General features: G+C 69.0%; 13 protein-coding genes and 1 pseudogene. 2 read left to right on the top strand and 12 right to left on the bottom strand.

Annotation, left to right across the window (positions count from 1 at the left end):
• From ACTICP_RS13990 to ACTICP_RS13970, 5 genes and pseudogenes are all read right to left on the bottom strand, one after another.
• Positions 1-1,335: pseudogene (locus ACTICP_RS13990) on the bottom strand (CHAT domain-containing protein); the annotation flags it as partial.
• A gap of 301 nt (positions 1,336-1,636) precedes the next feature.
• On the bottom strand, positions 1,637-3,214 hold the full coding sequence (locus ACTICP_RS13985; protein ID WP_441893374.1) for a S8 family peptidase: 1,578 nt from the start codon (positions 3,212-3,214) through the stop codon (positions 1,637-1,639).
• Between the two features lie 31 nt (positions 3,215-3,245).
• Positions 3,246-3,698 carry a hypothetical protein gene (locus ACTICP_RS13980; protein WP_441893372.1) on the bottom strand — a complete coding sequence of 151 codons (453 nt, stop codon included), beginning with the start codon at positions 3,696-3,698 and terminating at the stop codon, positions 3,246-3,248.
• The gene (locus ACTICP_RS13975) at positions 3,691-4,308 is read right to left on the bottom strand and encodes an RNA polymerase sigma factor (RefSeq protein ID WP_441893370.1); all 618 of its coding nucleotides are present in this window, start codon (positions 4,306-4,308) and stop codon (positions 3,691-3,693) included. The genes ACTICP_RS13980 and ACTICP_RS13975 overlap by 8 nt, the downstream gene beginning before the upstream one ends.
• 80 nt (positions 4,309-4,388) lie before the next feature.
• Positions 4,389-5,723, bottom strand: a complete 1,335-nt coding sequence (locus tag ACTICP_RS13970; RefSeq protein WP_441893368.1) for an MFS transporter — start codon at positions 5,721-5,723, stop codon at positions 4,389-4,391.
• A 75-nt stretch (positions 5,724-5,798) separates the two neighbouring features.
• Here ACTICP_RS13970 and ACTICP_RS13965 point away from each other — a divergent pair, with 75 nt between their 5' ends.
• Entirely contained in the window at positions 5,799-6,413 is a 615-nt protein-coding gene (locus ACTICP_RS13965) for an ArsR/SmtB family transcription factor (RefSeq protein ID WP_441893366.1), read from the top strand.
• A 120-nt stretch (positions 6,414-6,533) separates the two neighbouring features.
• On the opposite strand, the gene ACTICP_RS13960 is transcribed toward ACTICP_RS13965, so the two are convergent.
• The 7 genes from ACTICP_RS13960 to ACTICP_RS13930 form a co-directional block, all read right to left on the bottom strand.
• Positions 6,534-8,231, bottom strand: a complete 1,698-nt coding sequence (locus ACTICP_RS13960; RefSeq protein ID WP_441893364.1) for a glycoside hydrolase family 2 protein — start codon at positions 8,229-8,231, stop codon at positions 6,534-6,536.
• Positions 8,232-8,345: 114 nt separating this feature from the next.
• The gene (locus ACTICP_RS13955) at positions 8,346-9,032 is read right to left on the bottom strand and encodes a hypothetical protein (RefSeq protein WP_441893362.1); all 687 of its coding nucleotides are present in this window, start codon (positions 9,030-9,032) and stop codon (positions 8,346-8,348) included.
• Complete coding sequence (locus ACTICP_RS13950; protein ID WP_441893360.1) at positions 9,032-9,940, bottom strand: ABC transporter ATP-binding protein; 909 nt, start codon at positions 9,938-9,940, stop codon at positions 9,032-9,034. Before ACTICP_RS13950 ends, ACTICP_RS13955 begins: the two co-directional genes overlap by 1 nt.
• A complete protein-coding gene (locus ACTICP_RS13945; protein ID WP_441893358.1) occupies positions 9,937-10,323 on the bottom strand; it encodes a GntR family transcriptional regulator in 387 nt (128 codons plus the stop codon). Before ACTICP_RS13945 ends, ACTICP_RS13950 begins: the two co-directional genes overlap by 4 nt.
• A gap of 113 nt (positions 10,324-10,436) precedes the next feature.
• Positions 10,437-11,231 (bottom strand): ABC transporter permease subunit, encoded by a 795-nt coding sequence (locus ACTICP_RS13940; RefSeq protein ID WP_441893356.1) that lies wholly within the window; start codon positions 11,229-11,231, stop codon positions 10,437-10,439.
• A complete protein-coding gene (locus tag ACTICP_RS13935; protein WP_441893354.1) occupies positions 11,228-12,217 on the bottom strand; it encodes an ABC transporter ATP-binding protein in 990 nt (329 codons plus the stop codon). The genes ACTICP_RS13940 and ACTICP_RS13935 overlap by 4 nt, the downstream gene beginning before the upstream one ends.
• A complete protein-coding gene (locus ACTICP_RS13930) occupies positions 12,217-12,888 on the bottom strand; it encodes a TetR family transcriptional regulator (protein ID WP_441893352.1) in 672 nt (223 codons plus the stop codon). The genes ACTICP_RS13935 and ACTICP_RS13930 overlap by 1 nt, the downstream gene beginning before the upstream one ends.
• 61 nt (positions 12,889-12,949) lie before the next feature.
• Between ACTICP_RS13930 and ACTICP_RS13925 the strand changes: the two genes are divergently transcribed.
• Positions 12,950-14,341, top strand: a complete 1,392-nt coding sequence (locus ACTICP_RS13925; protein WP_441893350.1) for a class I SAM-dependent methyltransferase — start codon at positions 12,950-12,952, stop codon at positions 14,339-14,341.
• Positions 14,342-14,523 lie beyond the last annotated feature (182 nt).

Below are 14,523 nucleotides of genomic sequence, written 5' to 3'. Positions count from 1 at the left end.
CACCGCGAGCGACTCATCGTGCGGGGGTCGCACGGGGGCGACCTGCTGGCTGAGGTGGCGGGCGCGTTCGGACCACTCGAACAGCACCTCGGGGTCGCGGCTCGTGGCGGCGGCGGACAGCCCGGCGAACACGAGGTTCGTGCCGTGCATCGCGAGGGATGCCTGCAGGTCGAGCGCGCCGAACGAGCGCTGCCAGTTCGCGAGCAGGTCGAGGCCGTCGGCCGCGTGGCGGCGCGCTTTCGCGGGCTGGGAGTGGGAGCGTGCGCGTGCGGCGCGGACCTCCGCCGCTCGCAGCCGCAGCGGGACCGGGGCGTCGTCCGCCAGCCGGACGGCCGGGCTCGGCTCGTCGCGGCGGATCGCGGCGATAGCGGCGCTCAGGCGCACCGCCGTGGCCTCGTTCGGGAAGCGGGCGCGCTTCAGTTCGGCTGCGGTGGCGGTGAAGTCGTCGGCGGGAGGGGCGGCGCCGGCATCCAGTTCGGCGTCCAGGCGGATCGCGTCGCTGCGTGCGGCCCAGCTGTGCGCGCCTAGCCCGCGGAAGCGCCGCGCTGCGGCCTTCGCGACCTGTCGTGCGCGTCGGGGGTCGTGCCGCAGCAGGGATCGAGCGAGGTGGTACTCGGCTTCGGCGCGGGCCTGGCGCATGCGGGCGTCGCCGAATGTGGCAGCGACATCCTCGAGCAGGTGCTCGGCCTCGTCGACGAGGCCCGCGTCGCGCAGCACCTCGGCGCGATCGAGGTCGCTCATGGCGGCGTTGACCGGTGAGACGGCGGCAATCACGGGTCGTGACTGCGCCATCAGGTCGAGCGCCTCGACGAAGTCGCCGCGCAGCAGGGCCGTGTAGCCGAGGTTGTGCCGGGCTTCTGCGGCGGCGGCTTCTTCGCCGGCATCCTCGTAGATGGCGACCGCGCGCTCGAGATCTTCGGTGCAGGCGTCGAACGCACGGCGATGCATGTGCACGACGGATCGGTTCAGCAGGCAGTTCGCCAGGGCCGTCCCGGTGAGCTGGTCGATGGCGCGGGTGAGCATCGTCTCGGCCTCGTCGAGGCGGCCGGCGCGGGTGAAGAGCACGCCGAGCTGCCCGGCCAGGATCGCCCTGGTCTCCTCTCCGGCGCCGTCCTCCTCCAGCGCCTCGCGGCACAGGGCTTCGGCGCGTGCGGGTTCGCCGGTCTGCGCGAGGACGTACGCCGTGGTGCCCGCGATCCGCGCGCGCAGGTCGGGGTCTGCTTCTTCTGCGGCTGCCGCTGCGGCGCGGCCGAGCAGGCGGCGGGCCGCGGGGTAGCGCTGCGCGTTCGACGCCGCGCGTCCGCGCTCGTACAGCTCACGGGCAGAATTCCCCATCGCCCCAGGATGCCGTGTCCGGCGCCCCCGCGAAAGCCGCGGCGGGGATGCTGATGTGGCAAGGATGCGGATGCTGCGGGGGTGCTGATGCTGCGGGTCGTTGAGCGAGCGGAGCGAGACGAAACGGGGTGAGCGAGCCGGAGGCGAGTCGAAGCCTCTTGTGCTGGAGCAATGGCTTCGTCTTCGTCGCTTCGCGACTGCGCTCAGCCCGTTTCGTCTGCGGCGGCTGCGCCGCCTCCGCTCAACGCCCCGTAACAGACCCAGGGCCCGTGCGCCTCCGCTCAACGCCCCGTGACGCCGCTCAGGCGAGCGGAGCGTCGGGCGGGAGCGCGGCGAGCACCTCCTCGACGGCTTTCTTCGCTGCGGAAGCGGATGCCGCGGCATCCAGCGGCAGCGCCCCCAGCAGCGCTGCGATCTTCCCCGCGACGTAGGGAGCGGCGAACGACGTGCCGCTCCACGCGACGAAACCGCCGCGGTAGTCATCGGGGTCGATCGTCTGCCGCTCGAACCCGTCGAGGTCCGCCCGCGTCGCCGCCTGCGTGCCGCCGGTGAACGCGGGAGTCGTGGAGACGACCATCGCACCGGGGGCGTAGGTGCGCACCCACGGTCCGACGTTCGAAAACAGGGCCAGCGACCGCCGAGACGGGTTCAGCGCCCCGACCGACACCAGCGGCAGGGCCTTGTCGCGCTTCAGCCCATTGTCGGCCCCTGGCCACGCCCACAGCGACGCGGGGAACGACGGGCGGTCGATCGCATCGTTGCCCGCCGAGCAGATCACGACTGTGCCCAGGGTCCGCGCGGTGTGCAGCAGGTCGTGCAGCACGAGCGAGAACTGTCCGTCCAGCGGCGTCTCGTGGTAGTACCCGAGGGACAGGTTCAGCACGTCGACCGGATGGCCGCCATCCTCGCCGTGCACGAACCGCCGCTGCAGCTCGATCACGGCGGCGAGGGCCTGCAGGAAAGTGCTCTCGTCGACGACGCCGAGGGAACCCGCGACGCGGATCGAGAGGATGTCGGCATCCGGTGCGGTCTGACGGATGAGCCCGGCGATGAACGTGCCATGCCCGGCCACCGCGTCGATCTCGCCGTCGAGCTGGCCGTACAGGTCGGGGTACAGCTCGGGATCGTCGTCGCCCGTGAGCCCGACCGGCACCCCGTCGAGGTCGATCGTCCTGGTCACGATCGAGTCGGGCAGCCACTCGTGCGTGCCGCATCCGGTGTCGAGCATCGCCACGACGACGCGCCGATCCTTGTCCGCGAGCCGACCGCGCACCGGCGCCCCGCCGATCCACGCGATCGGCTGCCGGCCGCCGCGGCCCGGTTCGAGATAGTCGTCGCTGCCGACGGTGCCGGCCCCGCGCACCGGGTTGGTGCGGGTGAACGGGTTCGTCCTGGTGAACGGGTTCGTGCGGGTGAACGGGTTCAGGCCGACCGGATCGATCGCCAGCACGTGCTCGAGGCTCGCCCTGGGCATCGGCCCGCGGACGATCCACCGCGCCCGCTGCAGCACCCGCCAGGCGTCCGGCGGCACCGGCGATTCGCCCTCGCGTGGGATCTCCGGCGTCGTCAGCACCGCACGATGCAGGCCGGGGATGCCGGGAAGCATCCGCGCACCGTGACCGGAGCGGACGACGTCCTCGCCCTCTACCTTGAGGTTCCAGCCGAACGAGTCGGCCGCCTGCGTGAGGGCGCGGAGGTCGCGATCGAACGCGCCGTTCTCACCGTCCAGGTTCTCGGAGATCAGCATCCGATCCGGGAGATACGCGGTGGGGAAGGCGCGGATGCCGTCCACCGGCTCCACGGTCGGATCCAGCGCCGCGCCACGCGGGATCGAGCCCTCCGCACGATCCTGCCAACTCCAGTTCTCGGGCTGCGCCATCGCTTTCCCTTTCGGCTCGACGCTTCAGTCCTCACACCTCGAAGTGGGGTGTGAGCAGGTCCTTCTGGTCGCCGCCGACGGTCAAACGCACGCGGCTGAGTCCCGGAGCGATGTCTTCGAAAGCGAAGCGCCCCTGATCGTCGGGGGTTGTGGTCCAGGTGCGGTCGTCCTGGGTGAGGTGCACTTCGACGGCGCCGGCATCCACCCAGCCGTCCACGCGCCTGCGGCCGCGTTCGGTGTGGGTGACGTGCAGCAGGATGCTCGCGGATCCATCGCTGAACTGCAGCGTCGTCGTCTCGCCGTCGCCGCTTCCGCGGACCGCTGCCTCGGCATTCTCGATCAGGGTGAGCAGCGCGTACTCGCGGGAGATATCGGCCACGGCGAGCGCCGCGATCACATGGTCGGCGAGATCGCGCGGCACGGGGTCGATCTCGTTCGCGGCCGTGCGCAGTCGTGCCAGAAGCTCTGCATCGGTGTCAGACATCGCCGGCCCCCTCGGTCGCGTGTCCGTCGAGCGTCAGCCGGGTGCGCAGCTTCACCAGGCAGCGGCGGCGGGTGGGGCCGATACTGCCGACCGGCATCTCGAGCTGGGTGGCGAGCGTGGCGTAGTCGGGGCGGTCTTCGAACGCCACGACGCGCAGCAGCCGGCGGCAGCGCTCGTCGAGGGCGGCGACGGCCGTCCACAGGCGGCGCGACTCATCGGATGCCGCGACCTCGGACTCCGCGGATTCCTGCGCCGGCAGCAGCGGCTCGAGCAGTTCGTCGGCCACGGCATCCGCTCGCCTGTGCCGGGTGGAGACCTTCCACGCCTCGCGGCGCGCGGTCGTCGTGAGCCAGCCGGAGATCGCGCGGAAGTCGGCGATCTTCTCGTGACTGCGCACGAGGGTGAGCCACGTCGACTGCACGACGTCCTCGGCGAGCGCGCGATCGACGCCATAGGCGCGCACGACGTGCCAGAGGACGGGAGTCATGAGGCGCACCAGGTCGTCCATGGCGCGCAGGTTGCCGGAACGCCAGTCGGCGAAGAGGTCGGCGGCGCGTTCCCACCGCGCTGAGCCATCGCTGACGGCGCCCCCGCGGGAAGCGTCGGTCATGAAGATCATTGTGCTCACACCTACCAGGAGCACGGCAAGCTTTTCCTGATACATCGCGCGCGATCCGCGGGACAGGTCACCTACCGGGTCGCGAACTGGGCGGCGTGGGCGGACCAGCCGGATTCGGCGGGGAGGGCGCGCAGTGCGGCGTTCGAGATCGCGAGCAGTACGGCCGCAGCGCAGATCACGGCGGCGGCGATGAGGGTCGATTCGCGTCCGATCAGTGAGAGGCCGATGCCGGCGACGAGCGGCGCCAGCGGCAGCGCTCCCATGCCGAGCACGGCCGATGCGCTGTTCGCCCGACCGAGCATCTGCGTCGGCGTGGCCACCATGAAGTAGCCCATCAGCGCGGCGTTGATGGCCGGGATGAAGAACATGATCCCCGCGAGCACGAGCGCCAGCAGCAGCGGCTCGTGCGACGGGATCAGCCCGATCACCCCGATCGCCGAGACGGCGAGGCCGCCGATGATGATGGTGCCGGCAGGGACGCGCGCGACGAGCATCGGTGCGAAGAGGGCTCCGACGAGCATGGCGATTCCGGCGCCGGTCGAGAGCAGTCCGATCGTCAGCGGTGTGTACCCCTGCTGCTGCAGTGCGTAGATGACGGTGGTCAGAGCGGTGCTGAAGCCGAGATTGATGATCGTCGCGACGAACAGCACGCCGCGCAGGTCGACGCGCGAGAACAGCCAGCGGAACCCCTCGGCGATCTCGCGCATCGCGTTGGGCTTTCCCACGGCGATGGCGGCTGCGACGAGACCGGTGTCGGCCGCGGCATCCGAGGGTGTCTGCTCCGGCGTTTCGGTATCCGGTGCTGCCGATTCCGCGGGTACGGAGCGCTGCAGCATCCACGCCGTCGCGGCCGCCACCAGGTGGCAGAAGGCCATCACGGCGCCGATCAGCCAGGCGCCCGCGGCGAGCAGCACGCCGCCGAGCGGTCCGCCGGCGAGCTGCAGCATCGCATCTCGCCCCTGGTTCGCGGCCTGCGCCCGACCCATGGCGTCGTCGGGGACGATCTCTTTCACCGCGCTCTCGCCGGCGATATCGAAGAGTCCGGTGCGCGCCGCGAGCAGGATCTCGATGATCAGCAGCGTGACGAAGGTGAGCGCGTCGGCGAGTGCGAGCGCGGTGAACGCCACCGAGAGGATGACGCCGACGAGCGAGCCGGTGACCATCATGACGATGCGGCGGTGGCGGTCGGCGAGCACCCCGCCGAAGACGGTCGTGACCGTGCGGATCGTCATGCCGACCGCGCTGATGGCTCCGGCCTGGGCGGGGTCATTCGTCACGAACAGGGCGATGAGGGGGATCGCGAAACCGAACAGCGCGCTTGCGAGCCCCTTGGCGGTGTCGCTGACCAGCCAGGTGAGGTAGCGCCCGTTGCGGATCAGGCTGTGGGGAGCGGTCGTGGTGCTCATACAGATGATGCTAGTTGCGCAAGAAACATTGCGCAACAGTTATTGCGCAATAATGGTTGTGGATATGATGACGGAATGGTTGACGAGAGGGATTCGGACGGCGTCCGACCAGACCGTTCGGCCGTGCACCCGGACGGGCGCCCGGCGACGACCGCGATGCTCAAGGCCTACGCGCATCCGCTGCGGCGTCGCATCGCCAAGGCGGTCGGTGCTCGCGGTCACGCCCGGGCCGCCGACATCGCCGCCGATCTCGGAGTCGCCGCCAACAGCGTCAGCTTCCACCTGCGCGTCCTCGCAGAAGCCGCGCTCATCGAAGAGGCCCCCGAGCACGCGCGCGATAAGCGCGATCGTGTCTGGAAGGTCACCGATGGGGCATGGAACGTCGGCTCTCCGGAGCATCCGATCGCCGATGAGGCGCTGGGCGGCGTCCTGATGAACGCCCTCGCCGACGATCACGTCGAACTGCTGCGGCGCGTCATGGCGTGGGCGCCGGAGTACGTGGCCGGTCGTGACACACAGGTGCACGGCACCTTCTCGCAGCGGAACATGCGCCTGACCGAGGCCGAGTTCAGCGAGATCGAGCGCCGCATCCAAGAGGTCATCAAAGAGGTCGAGGATGCGCACGACCCGGACGACCCCGCCGCCCGCATGTGGAGCCTCGACATCATCGGCGCCGACGACACGATCTGAGGCCGGGCGCCCGGCCCGCTCGGCGCACTTGGCACACCGTCAGTGGATCGGCACACCTGTCAGTTCAGATCCGTGATCCGCACTGACGGGTGTGATCGGGACCGACATGTGTCCGGCTGATCAGCGCGACCCGGCCCGGATCACCTGCTCATTGACGGCTCTGACTCGATCGCGGTCCATTTTCAGCACGCGGCGGTCGTAGGTCCAGAAACCGTTGACCTCGCCCTCCACATCCGTGAGCTGGGTATAGATCGAGCCCGACAGATACTCCCGCGCGGGGTCGAGCAGTGCGGTGGTGTTCTCGACGTACGCGGCGGTCAGCTGCTCGGACGTCTCGACCTCACCGTACGGGTTCACCGATCCGCCGGGCCAGGTGTGGCCGGGCTCGGACAGCGAGAATCCGCCGTGCTCACCGTCGATCGCAGCGCGCGTGGCGTCGGGCTGCGGCAGAGCCGGCCCGGTGTACTGGTGCCAGTCGATGATGTCGCCTCTGCCGGAGTCGCCCATCGAATCGCAGCAGTTCACCCCGCTGTGGGCGTTGATCAGCCGGCTCGGGTCCTGGGCCTTCACCGCCTCGGCGATCTCGCCGGTCGCGGCCGGGTCCCACTCTCCCCACCCCTCGTTCATCGGCACCCAGCCGATGATCGACGTGGTCGATCCGAGTTGCCTAGTCATTTCGGCGAGCTCGGCACGGAAGACATCGCGAGCGGCTTCATCGCCATTGGCGGCGGTGGGCATGTCCTGCCACACCAGCATCCCGATCCGGTCCGCGTGCAGGTACCAGCGCTGGGGTTCGACCTTGATGTGCTTGCGGATCGTGTTGAAGCCGAGATCCTTCGTGGCCCGGATGTCCCAGGCCAGAGCCTCGTCGGTCGGTGCGGTGTACACGCCGTCCGGCCAGTACCCCTGGTCGAGGGTGGAGAGCAGGAATGTCGGCCGGCCGTTCAGCGTGATGCGCTGCAGCCCGTCGACCTCTTCCACGGCGATCGAGCGCAGGCCCGAGTAGCTGCTGACCTCGTCGATCTGGCCGTTGTCTGTCAGCGTCGCAGCGAGCGTGTAGAGGTACGGGTCCTCGGGCGTCCAGAGATGAGGGTCGGGGATCGAGACGGCCAGATCGGCGTTCGCCGAACCGGTCGTGCCGCCGACCTCGTTGCCGTCGGTGTCGAAGGCGGTCACGGTCACGACGGCAGCCGTGGATGCTGACGCGCTCGCCGCGTTGACGATGAGCGACGACGACGTCAGGTCCGGCGTCAGCTGCAGACGATCGATGTGGGCTGCCGCGACCGGCTCCATCCACACGGTCTGCCAGATTCCGGATGCTGGTGTGTAGAAGATCCCCGACGGATTCGGCGTCTGCTTGCCCTTCGGCTGGTCGACGGTGTCATCGCTCACGCGCACGATGAGTTCGTTCGAGCCGCCCACAAGCGCGTCCGTCACGTCGGCACTGAACGCGTCGAATCCGCCGGCATGCGAGACGACCTCGGTGCCGTTGATGTACACGGTCGCCTCGTAGTCGACGGCCCCGAAGTTCACGAGGAGGCGTCTGTCTCCACCGATGTCCCAGTCGGCAGGAACCTCGAACGTGCGACGGTAGACCATGTGGTCCTCGTGGCGCCCGATGCCGGAGAGCTGCGATTCGATGGGGAAGGGAACGACGACTCGTTCCGCCAGATCCGTGCCGGCCGGGGTCTTGCTGCCAGCGGCTGCGAACTGCCAGACGCCGTTGAGGTTCTGCCACACCGGGCGCTCGAGTTGGGGGCGTGGGTATTCGGGCAACGGGGCCGTCGGGTCGACGTCTTCGGCCCACGGAGTGGTCATCGGTGTCTGCTCCATAGTCCAGGCATCCTCTCAGAGATCGTTGACCGGTTCACCTGTCGCCACGCGCCGACGCGCCCGCAAGCCCGAAGGCTCACGGGCGCGTCAGGACCGGCCCTACGGCTTGGCCCTCCGGAATGCCAGGAACGAGATCACGGCGAGCACCACGATCGCGACCAGCCCCCACAGCGCCAGCCCGACCGCACCGAGATCGAGGATGCCGAGCCAGACCTGCTCCCACAGCTCGAGGCGCGTGATCAGGAAGACGATCCCGAGCAGAACCAGCGCCAACCCGATGCCCACGAGCGAGATCACCACAGGTCCCCAGCTCTTGTAGATCGTCGCGCCGGTGAAGCCGACGATGAAGAAGAACAGTGCGAGGGTGAAGTAGACCACGAACGCGCCGAGCGGTCCGGCCTCCCAGATCCACGGCAGGTGGAAGACGTATCCGTTCACTCCGTAGCCGTTCGTCAGCAGCTCGATGCCGCCGCCGATGAGGAAGACGATCGCCATGAAGGCGCTGCCGAGCACAGCGGTGATCATCGTCCCGACGAAGAACTCCCGTCTGGTGATGCTCATCGCCTGCGAGAACGGGAAGGTCATGGTCATGGCCGAGAGGCCTGTCGCGAAGAACACCCACAGCGGGGCTTGTCCGCCGCCGCCGTACTTGGGCTCGTCGACGGGGATCATCGCGTAGATCAGCACTGAGACGAGTACGGCGCCGGCGAGGACGATCAGCGGCACCCAGATGAAGGTCTGCCGATTGATCAGCTGCAGACGGATGACATTGAGTGTGCGAGACATCAGCGGACCTCCTGGCCTTCTGCGCCGGCCGTCGTGCCGCCGGCTTTCTGAGTGAGTCGGACGATGAGCTGCTGCAGCGAGACCGGGGCGAGATCCATGCCGGATGCTGTGACCTCAGCCCGCTCGTCGGCAGAGAGGGCGCCGAGCACGGTGACGGACGCCACGCGCCCCAGCGCCTCGCGGTGCAGGACCTCGCGGCCCTGTGCCCAGGCATCGACCTTGGGCGCATCGCCGACGACGGTCACGGCGCGGTCGCGCACAGCATCCGTCTCCTCGTCGAGGAGGATCTTGCCGTTGTCGATCACGATCACGCGCTCGATGAGGTTGGAGACCTCGTCGATCAGGTGTGACGAGAGGATGATCGTGCGCGGGTGCTCCGCGTAGTCCTCGATCAGCCGGTCGTAGAAGATCTGCCTGGCGACGGCGTCGAGCCCGAGGTAGGGCTCGTCGAAGAACGTGAGCTCGGCGCGCGAGGCGAGGCCGATGATCACGCCGACGGCCGAGAGCTGCCCGCGGGAGAGCTTCTTGATCGTCTGCTTCATGGGCAGTTGGAAGTCCTCGATGAGCTGCTCGGCGAAGGCCTGATCCCAGTTCTTGAAGAACAGGCTCGCTGCCTTGAACGCGTGACGTGCGGTCGCGTCATCGGGGTACTTCTGGCTCTCGCGGACGAAGCACATCCGGCTCAGCACGCGTGAGTTCTCGTACGGACGCTCGCCGAACACGCGCGCCTCGCCCGAAGAGGCGAAGTTCTGCGCGGTGAGGATCGACATCAGCGTGGTCTTGCCGGCGCCGTTGCGGCCGAGCAGTCCGTAGATCGCGTTGTTCTCGACAGTGAGCGACACGTTGTCGAGCGCGTTCTTGTCCTTGTAGTGCTTGGTGAGGCCTTGCACCTCGATGACGGCGGTCATGCGGGGTTCCCTTCGGTGTTGGATGCCGTGGCTGCGCGTTCGCGCAGCAGTGCGGCGAGGTCTTCGGGGCCGAGCCCGAGCGTGCGAGCTTCGGCGAGGAGCGGATCGATGTAGCGGTCGGCGAACGCGGAGCGCCGCTCGGCGAGCAGCGTTTCGTGTGCACCGGTGGCGACGAACATGCCGATTCCGCGGCGCTTGTACAGCACGCCTTTGTCGGTGAGCATGGCGACTCCCTTCGCGGCGGTGGCGGGATTGATGCGGTAGAAGGCGGCCAGCTCGGTGGTCGAGGGGGCCTTGGACTCCTCTTCCAGCGAGCCGTCGAGGATCTGGTCCTCGATCTGCTCGGCGATCTGAAGGAACAGTGCCTTGCCTTCTTCGATCACAATGCTCCCAGGTGGTCAGTCGGTTACTTACTCGACTAACTAACCACTCAAGCGGGTCAGTGTCAACCCCCGTTCCTCGCACGGGGGGGGACGACGCGGGGGGCAGGGTCGGGTCAGCGGAGGTCGCGGGCGCGCAGCGCCAGAGCGGATGCTGCGGCGAGAAGCAGCGCGACACCCCAGGTCAGGGCGAGCCCGCCGGTGTCGACGCCCTCCGCGAGCGGTGACTGCCGGTACACCCAGGCGTACGGCGACACCGCGTTGAGCCACTCGAGGTCGTCGGACTGCTTCGCGAGCGCCTGCAGGATGTACCCGAGCACAGAGATACCGGCACCCACGACCGTGGCCCAGATGCGACGACCGGTCGCAGCCCCCGCGAGCAGTGCGGCCGCCGCCGAGAGGAAGGCGAGTCCGACGAGAGCAGCGCTCGCGCCGATGATGCGCACGGGGTCCAGGTCGAGTTCGGCCGGGTCGTTCAGCGCCCACACCGCGAGCCCCGCGAACACGCCGAGCCACAGCAGACGCACCACCACCGACAGCGCCGTCTCGAGCGCGTACTGACTGCGCCCGATGCCGTGCGCAAGGTCGAGTTCGGCCCGACCGCTCTCTTCGGCCGCGGCGAGCGACGAGCCCCAGAGCACGGCGGCGATCGCCATCAGCAGGAACCCGATCAGCCCGTAGAACGTCGCCTCGGTGTAGCCAGCACCGCTGGCGATCTGGTTGTAGCCGAGAGCGTCGACCAGCTGGTCGGGCAGTGAGTCGATGAGCTGCGTCATCTGATCGCTCGCCCCGATGCTCGGGTACAGCGGCAGATACAGGAACAGCACGGCAGCGACGCCGAGCGTCCAGCCGAGCAGGCTGCGCCACGACTCGCGGATGCTGCGCCGGAACACCGGCAGGATGCTGGTCACGATCGCCCCTCCCGTCCGTCGCCTCGTCGGGTTCGTCGCGTGGTCGGCTTCTTCGTCGGGGCTTCAGCATCGCCGTACAGCCGCAGCACCGATTCCTCGAGATCGGGCTCCTCGACCGTGAGCTCGTGCACCTCGTACTGCGCGAGCGTCTTCACGAACGGATCGATCGAGCCTTCGATCGTCGCGGACAGCTGCACGCCCTCGGCGTGGACCGCGGCATCCAGTCCTTCGATGCCCGGAACCCTCTCGAACGCCGCGCGTGTACTCGCAGCATCCGCCCCTCCGAGGCGCACGCGTACGCGGCGCATCGAGCCGAGCCGCAGCGAGGCGACGTCACCGTCGGCGACGATCCGCCCGGCGCTGAGCACGGCCACCTCGTCGGCGGTCTGCTGGATCTCGCTGAGCACGTGCGAGCTCAACAGCACGGTCTGCCCGGCCTCGCGCGCTTCGCGCACCATCGTGAGGAACTCGCGCTGCACGAGCGGGTCGAGCCCGCTGGTCGGCTCGTCGAGGATGAGGAGCTCGGGCCGGTGCATGAACGCCTGGATGAGCCCGACCTTCTGCTTGTTCCCCTTCGACAGCGTGCGCACCGGCCGGTTCAGGTCGACGCCGAGCCGATCGGCGAGGTCGCGTGCGGATCGCAGGACGGATGCCGACGAGCCGGCCGCTCCGGACACCTCGGCGTAGAACGCGAGCAGGCGGTGCCCGCTGGCGCGGCCTTCGAGGTGCAGTTCGCCGGGCACGTATCCGATCCGCCGCCGCAGGGACGGGCCGCCGCGGCGAGGCTCTTCGCCGAGCACGCGGACGGTGCCCGACGACGGACGGATGACGTCGACGAGAGTGCGCAGCGTCGTCGTCTTGCCCGCGCCGTTCGGGCCGATCAGCCCGAAGACCGTGCCCGGGCGCACGTTCAGGTCGAGTTCATGCAGGGCGATGTGGCGTCCGTACCGCTTGTGCAGGGCGCGTACCTCGATGGTGTCGGTCATCACTCCTCCTCGGTGGCGGGTTCGTGCTGTTCGGGCGGGGCTGCCGTGGCATCCATCGCCGCGCGCGCCCCCTCGAGGAACGCATCGGTCGCGTAGATGCCGTGTGTCAGCAGCTCCATGGTCGGCAGGGTCGCGCGCAGCAGCCCGGCAGGGCTGAGGTGGTCCTGGCCGAGCGCGCGGGCGATCTGTGCGCGCATGACGACCGGGCCGAGCCCCATCAGAACGATCAGCAGTGTGGTCATCTCGTGGTCGCTCATCGGCATGAGCAGTCCGGCTTCGCGCTGGTCGTCGAGCATCGTTCGCGTTCCCGCCAGGATGCCGTCGAACAGGCGATCCGCGGCGGGCGAGCCGTCGACGAGCATGCGCCCGAGGTAGTCGATGAACGGGCCATAGCGCTCGAGGTCGTTCAGTGCGGTGCGGATGCGGTCGGTCGCGGGAGCGTCGATGAGTTCGTGGTTCTCGTCGGTGAAGACGTTCACGACGTAGTCGTCGCAGGCAGTACGCAGTGCCTGCTTGTCGCCGAAATGGTGCACGATGAGTGCGGCGCTCACGCCCGCGTCGTCGGCGATGGTGCGCATGCTCACGGTGTCGAATCCGTTCCGGCCGAACGCGGCGATCGCCGCGTCGCGGATGCGGGCACGGGCGGTGAGATCTTCGGATACTGAACGCATGTACAGCACACTAAACACGTGTTCAGCCATTGTCAATGGGACGCACTCGTAGTCTGGGGACGTGGACTTCTCCTATGCCGCGCTGCGGCGCTTCCCCGATGTGGAGGCGCCGAACCTGCAGGCCTGGGATGCCACCGACGAGCTCCTCGTGCAGCGGGCGCTCGCCGCGGAGGTCGACGGCAACGAGATCGCGGTCATCGGTGATGAATACGGCGCGATCACGCTGGCGCTGACGGATGCTGGGCGGGCAGGCGTCCGCGTGCACCAGGACCTCGCGACCGGAAGGCGTGCGCTGGCGCGCAACGCCGCCACCCTCGGGCTCGGTGGGTTCGCCTCCCATGAGCTTGATGCGTCACTGCTCGAGCGTGCGCGTCTCGTGCTGCTGCAGCTGCCGAAGTCGCTTGCCGAGCTCGAGGAGATCACGGATGCCGTCGCACGCTGGGCTGCGCCGGATGCGACACTCGTCGCCGGCGGGCGGGTGAAGCACATGACGCTCGCGCAGAACGAGGTGCTCGGGCGCATGTTCGCGACGGTGCAGCCGCAGCGCGCCGAGCGGAAGTCGCGGCTGATCGTGGCATCCGGGGCGCGGGAGGTTCCGGCCGAGCCGCCGTACCCGGTTGCCGAGCGGCACGACGGGCTCACCGTGGTCGCGCACGGCGGTGCCTTCGCCGGTGCGAAGGTCGACATCGGCACGCGGGTGCTGCTGGAGTGGCTTCGACTCCCTGCGGTCGCTCACCCCGTTTCGTCTCGCTCCGCTCGCTCAACGCCCGGCGGGGAGGGGCTTTCGCAGGGGTCCGGGCCTGAGCCCGGCGGCGAGAGGCCTTCGCGGGGGGCCGCGCTTGCGCCCGGCGGCGAGAGGCCTTCGCGGGGGGCCGCGCTTGCGCCCGGCGGGGAGGGGCTTTCGCAGGGGTCCGCGCCTGCGCCCGGCGGCGAGGCGGTTTTGCGGGACGTTGAGCGAGCCGAAGGCGAGACGAAACGCGTTGAGCGAGGAGCGCAGCGACGAGTCGAAACGTCCACCCAACCGCTCGTCATCGACCTCGGCTGCGGCACCGGAGTGCTCGCCGCCGCCTACGCCCTCGCGCACCCCGCCGCACGGGTCATCGCGACCGACCGGTCGGCAGCAGCCGCGGCATCCGCTCGTGAGACGATGCGCGCGAACGGCGTTTACGACCGTGTCACCGTCACGCACGACGACGCCGGCTCCGAGATCCCCGACCACACGGCAGATCTGGTGCTGCTGAACCCACCGTTCCATCTCGGCGCGAGCATCCACACCGGCGCCGCGACCCGCTTGTTCGACGCGGCGGCCCGCCTCCTGAGGCCGGGCGGCGAACTCTTGACGGTCTACAACTCCCACCTCTCGTACCGGCCCGAGCTCACCCGGCGCGTGGGGCCCACCGAGCAGTTGCACCGCACGCCGAAGTTCACCGTGACCCGCAGCATCCTGCCGTGATTCCGCGTCGCGTGAGAGGTTGTCGACATTCGACAGACGCGAGCATTTTTGTTACTTTGAAACGTAGGCCTATTGGTCTGAGACCAGTCCGCGGCTACGCCCTGTTTTGATCTGTTGTGCTGCTGAGGGGCGTGGACGTATGGTCGGTGTTCTTTACGGGGAGTCCGAAACTCGTCGTCCGA

It is taken from the genome of Microbacterium sp. (assembly GCF_052102115.1).
Taxonomy (GTDB): domain Bacteria; phylum Actinomycetota; class Actinomycetes; order Actinomycetales; family Microbacteriaceae; genus Microbacterium.
This window is presented reverse-complemented; position numbering and strand designations above follow the sequence as displayed.

Bases quoted from the DNA above. Each gene is read 5' to 3' on its own strand.
- ACTICP_RS13985 (WP_441893374.1), bottom strand. From the start codon at position 3,214: ATGGCGCAGCCCGAGAACTGGAGTTGGCAGGATCGTGCGGAGGGCTCG.
- ACTICP_RS13980 (WP_441893372.1), bottom strand. From the start codon at position 3,698: ATGTCTGACACCGATGCAGAGCTTCTGGCACGACTGCGCACGGCCGCG.
- ACTICP_RS13975 (WP_441893370.1), bottom strand. From the start codon at position 4,308: ATGACCGACGCTTCCCGCGGGGGCGCCGTCAGCGATGGCTCAGCGCGG.
- ACTICP_RS13970 (WP_441893368.1), bottom strand. From the start codon at position 5,723: ATGAGCACCACGACCGCTCCCCACAGCCTGATCCGCAACGGGCGCTAC.
- ACTICP_RS13965 (WP_441893366.1), top strand. From the start codon at position 5,799: ATGGTTGACGAGAGGGATTCGGACGGCGTCCGACCAGACCGTTCGGCC.
- ACTICP_RS13960 (WP_441893364.1), bottom strand. From the start codon at position 8,231: ATGACCACTCCGTGGGCCGAAGACGTCGACCCGACGGCCCCGTTGCCC.
- ACTICP_RS13955 (WP_441893362.1), bottom strand. From the start codon at position 9,032: ATGTCTCGCACACTCAATGTCATCCGTCTGCAGCTGATCAATCGGCAG.
- ACTICP_RS13950 (WP_441893360.1), bottom strand. From the start codon at position 9,940: ATGACCGCCGTCATCGAGGTGCAAGGCCTCACCAAGCACTACAAGGAC.
- ACTICP_RS13935 (WP_441893354.1), bottom strand. From the start codon at position 12,217: ATGACCGACACCATCGAGGTACGCGCCCTGCACAAGCGGTACGGACGC.
- ACTICP_RS13930 (WP_441893352.1), bottom strand. From the start codon at position 12,888: ATGCGTTCAGTATCCGAAGATCTCACCGCCCGTGCCCGCATCCGCGAC.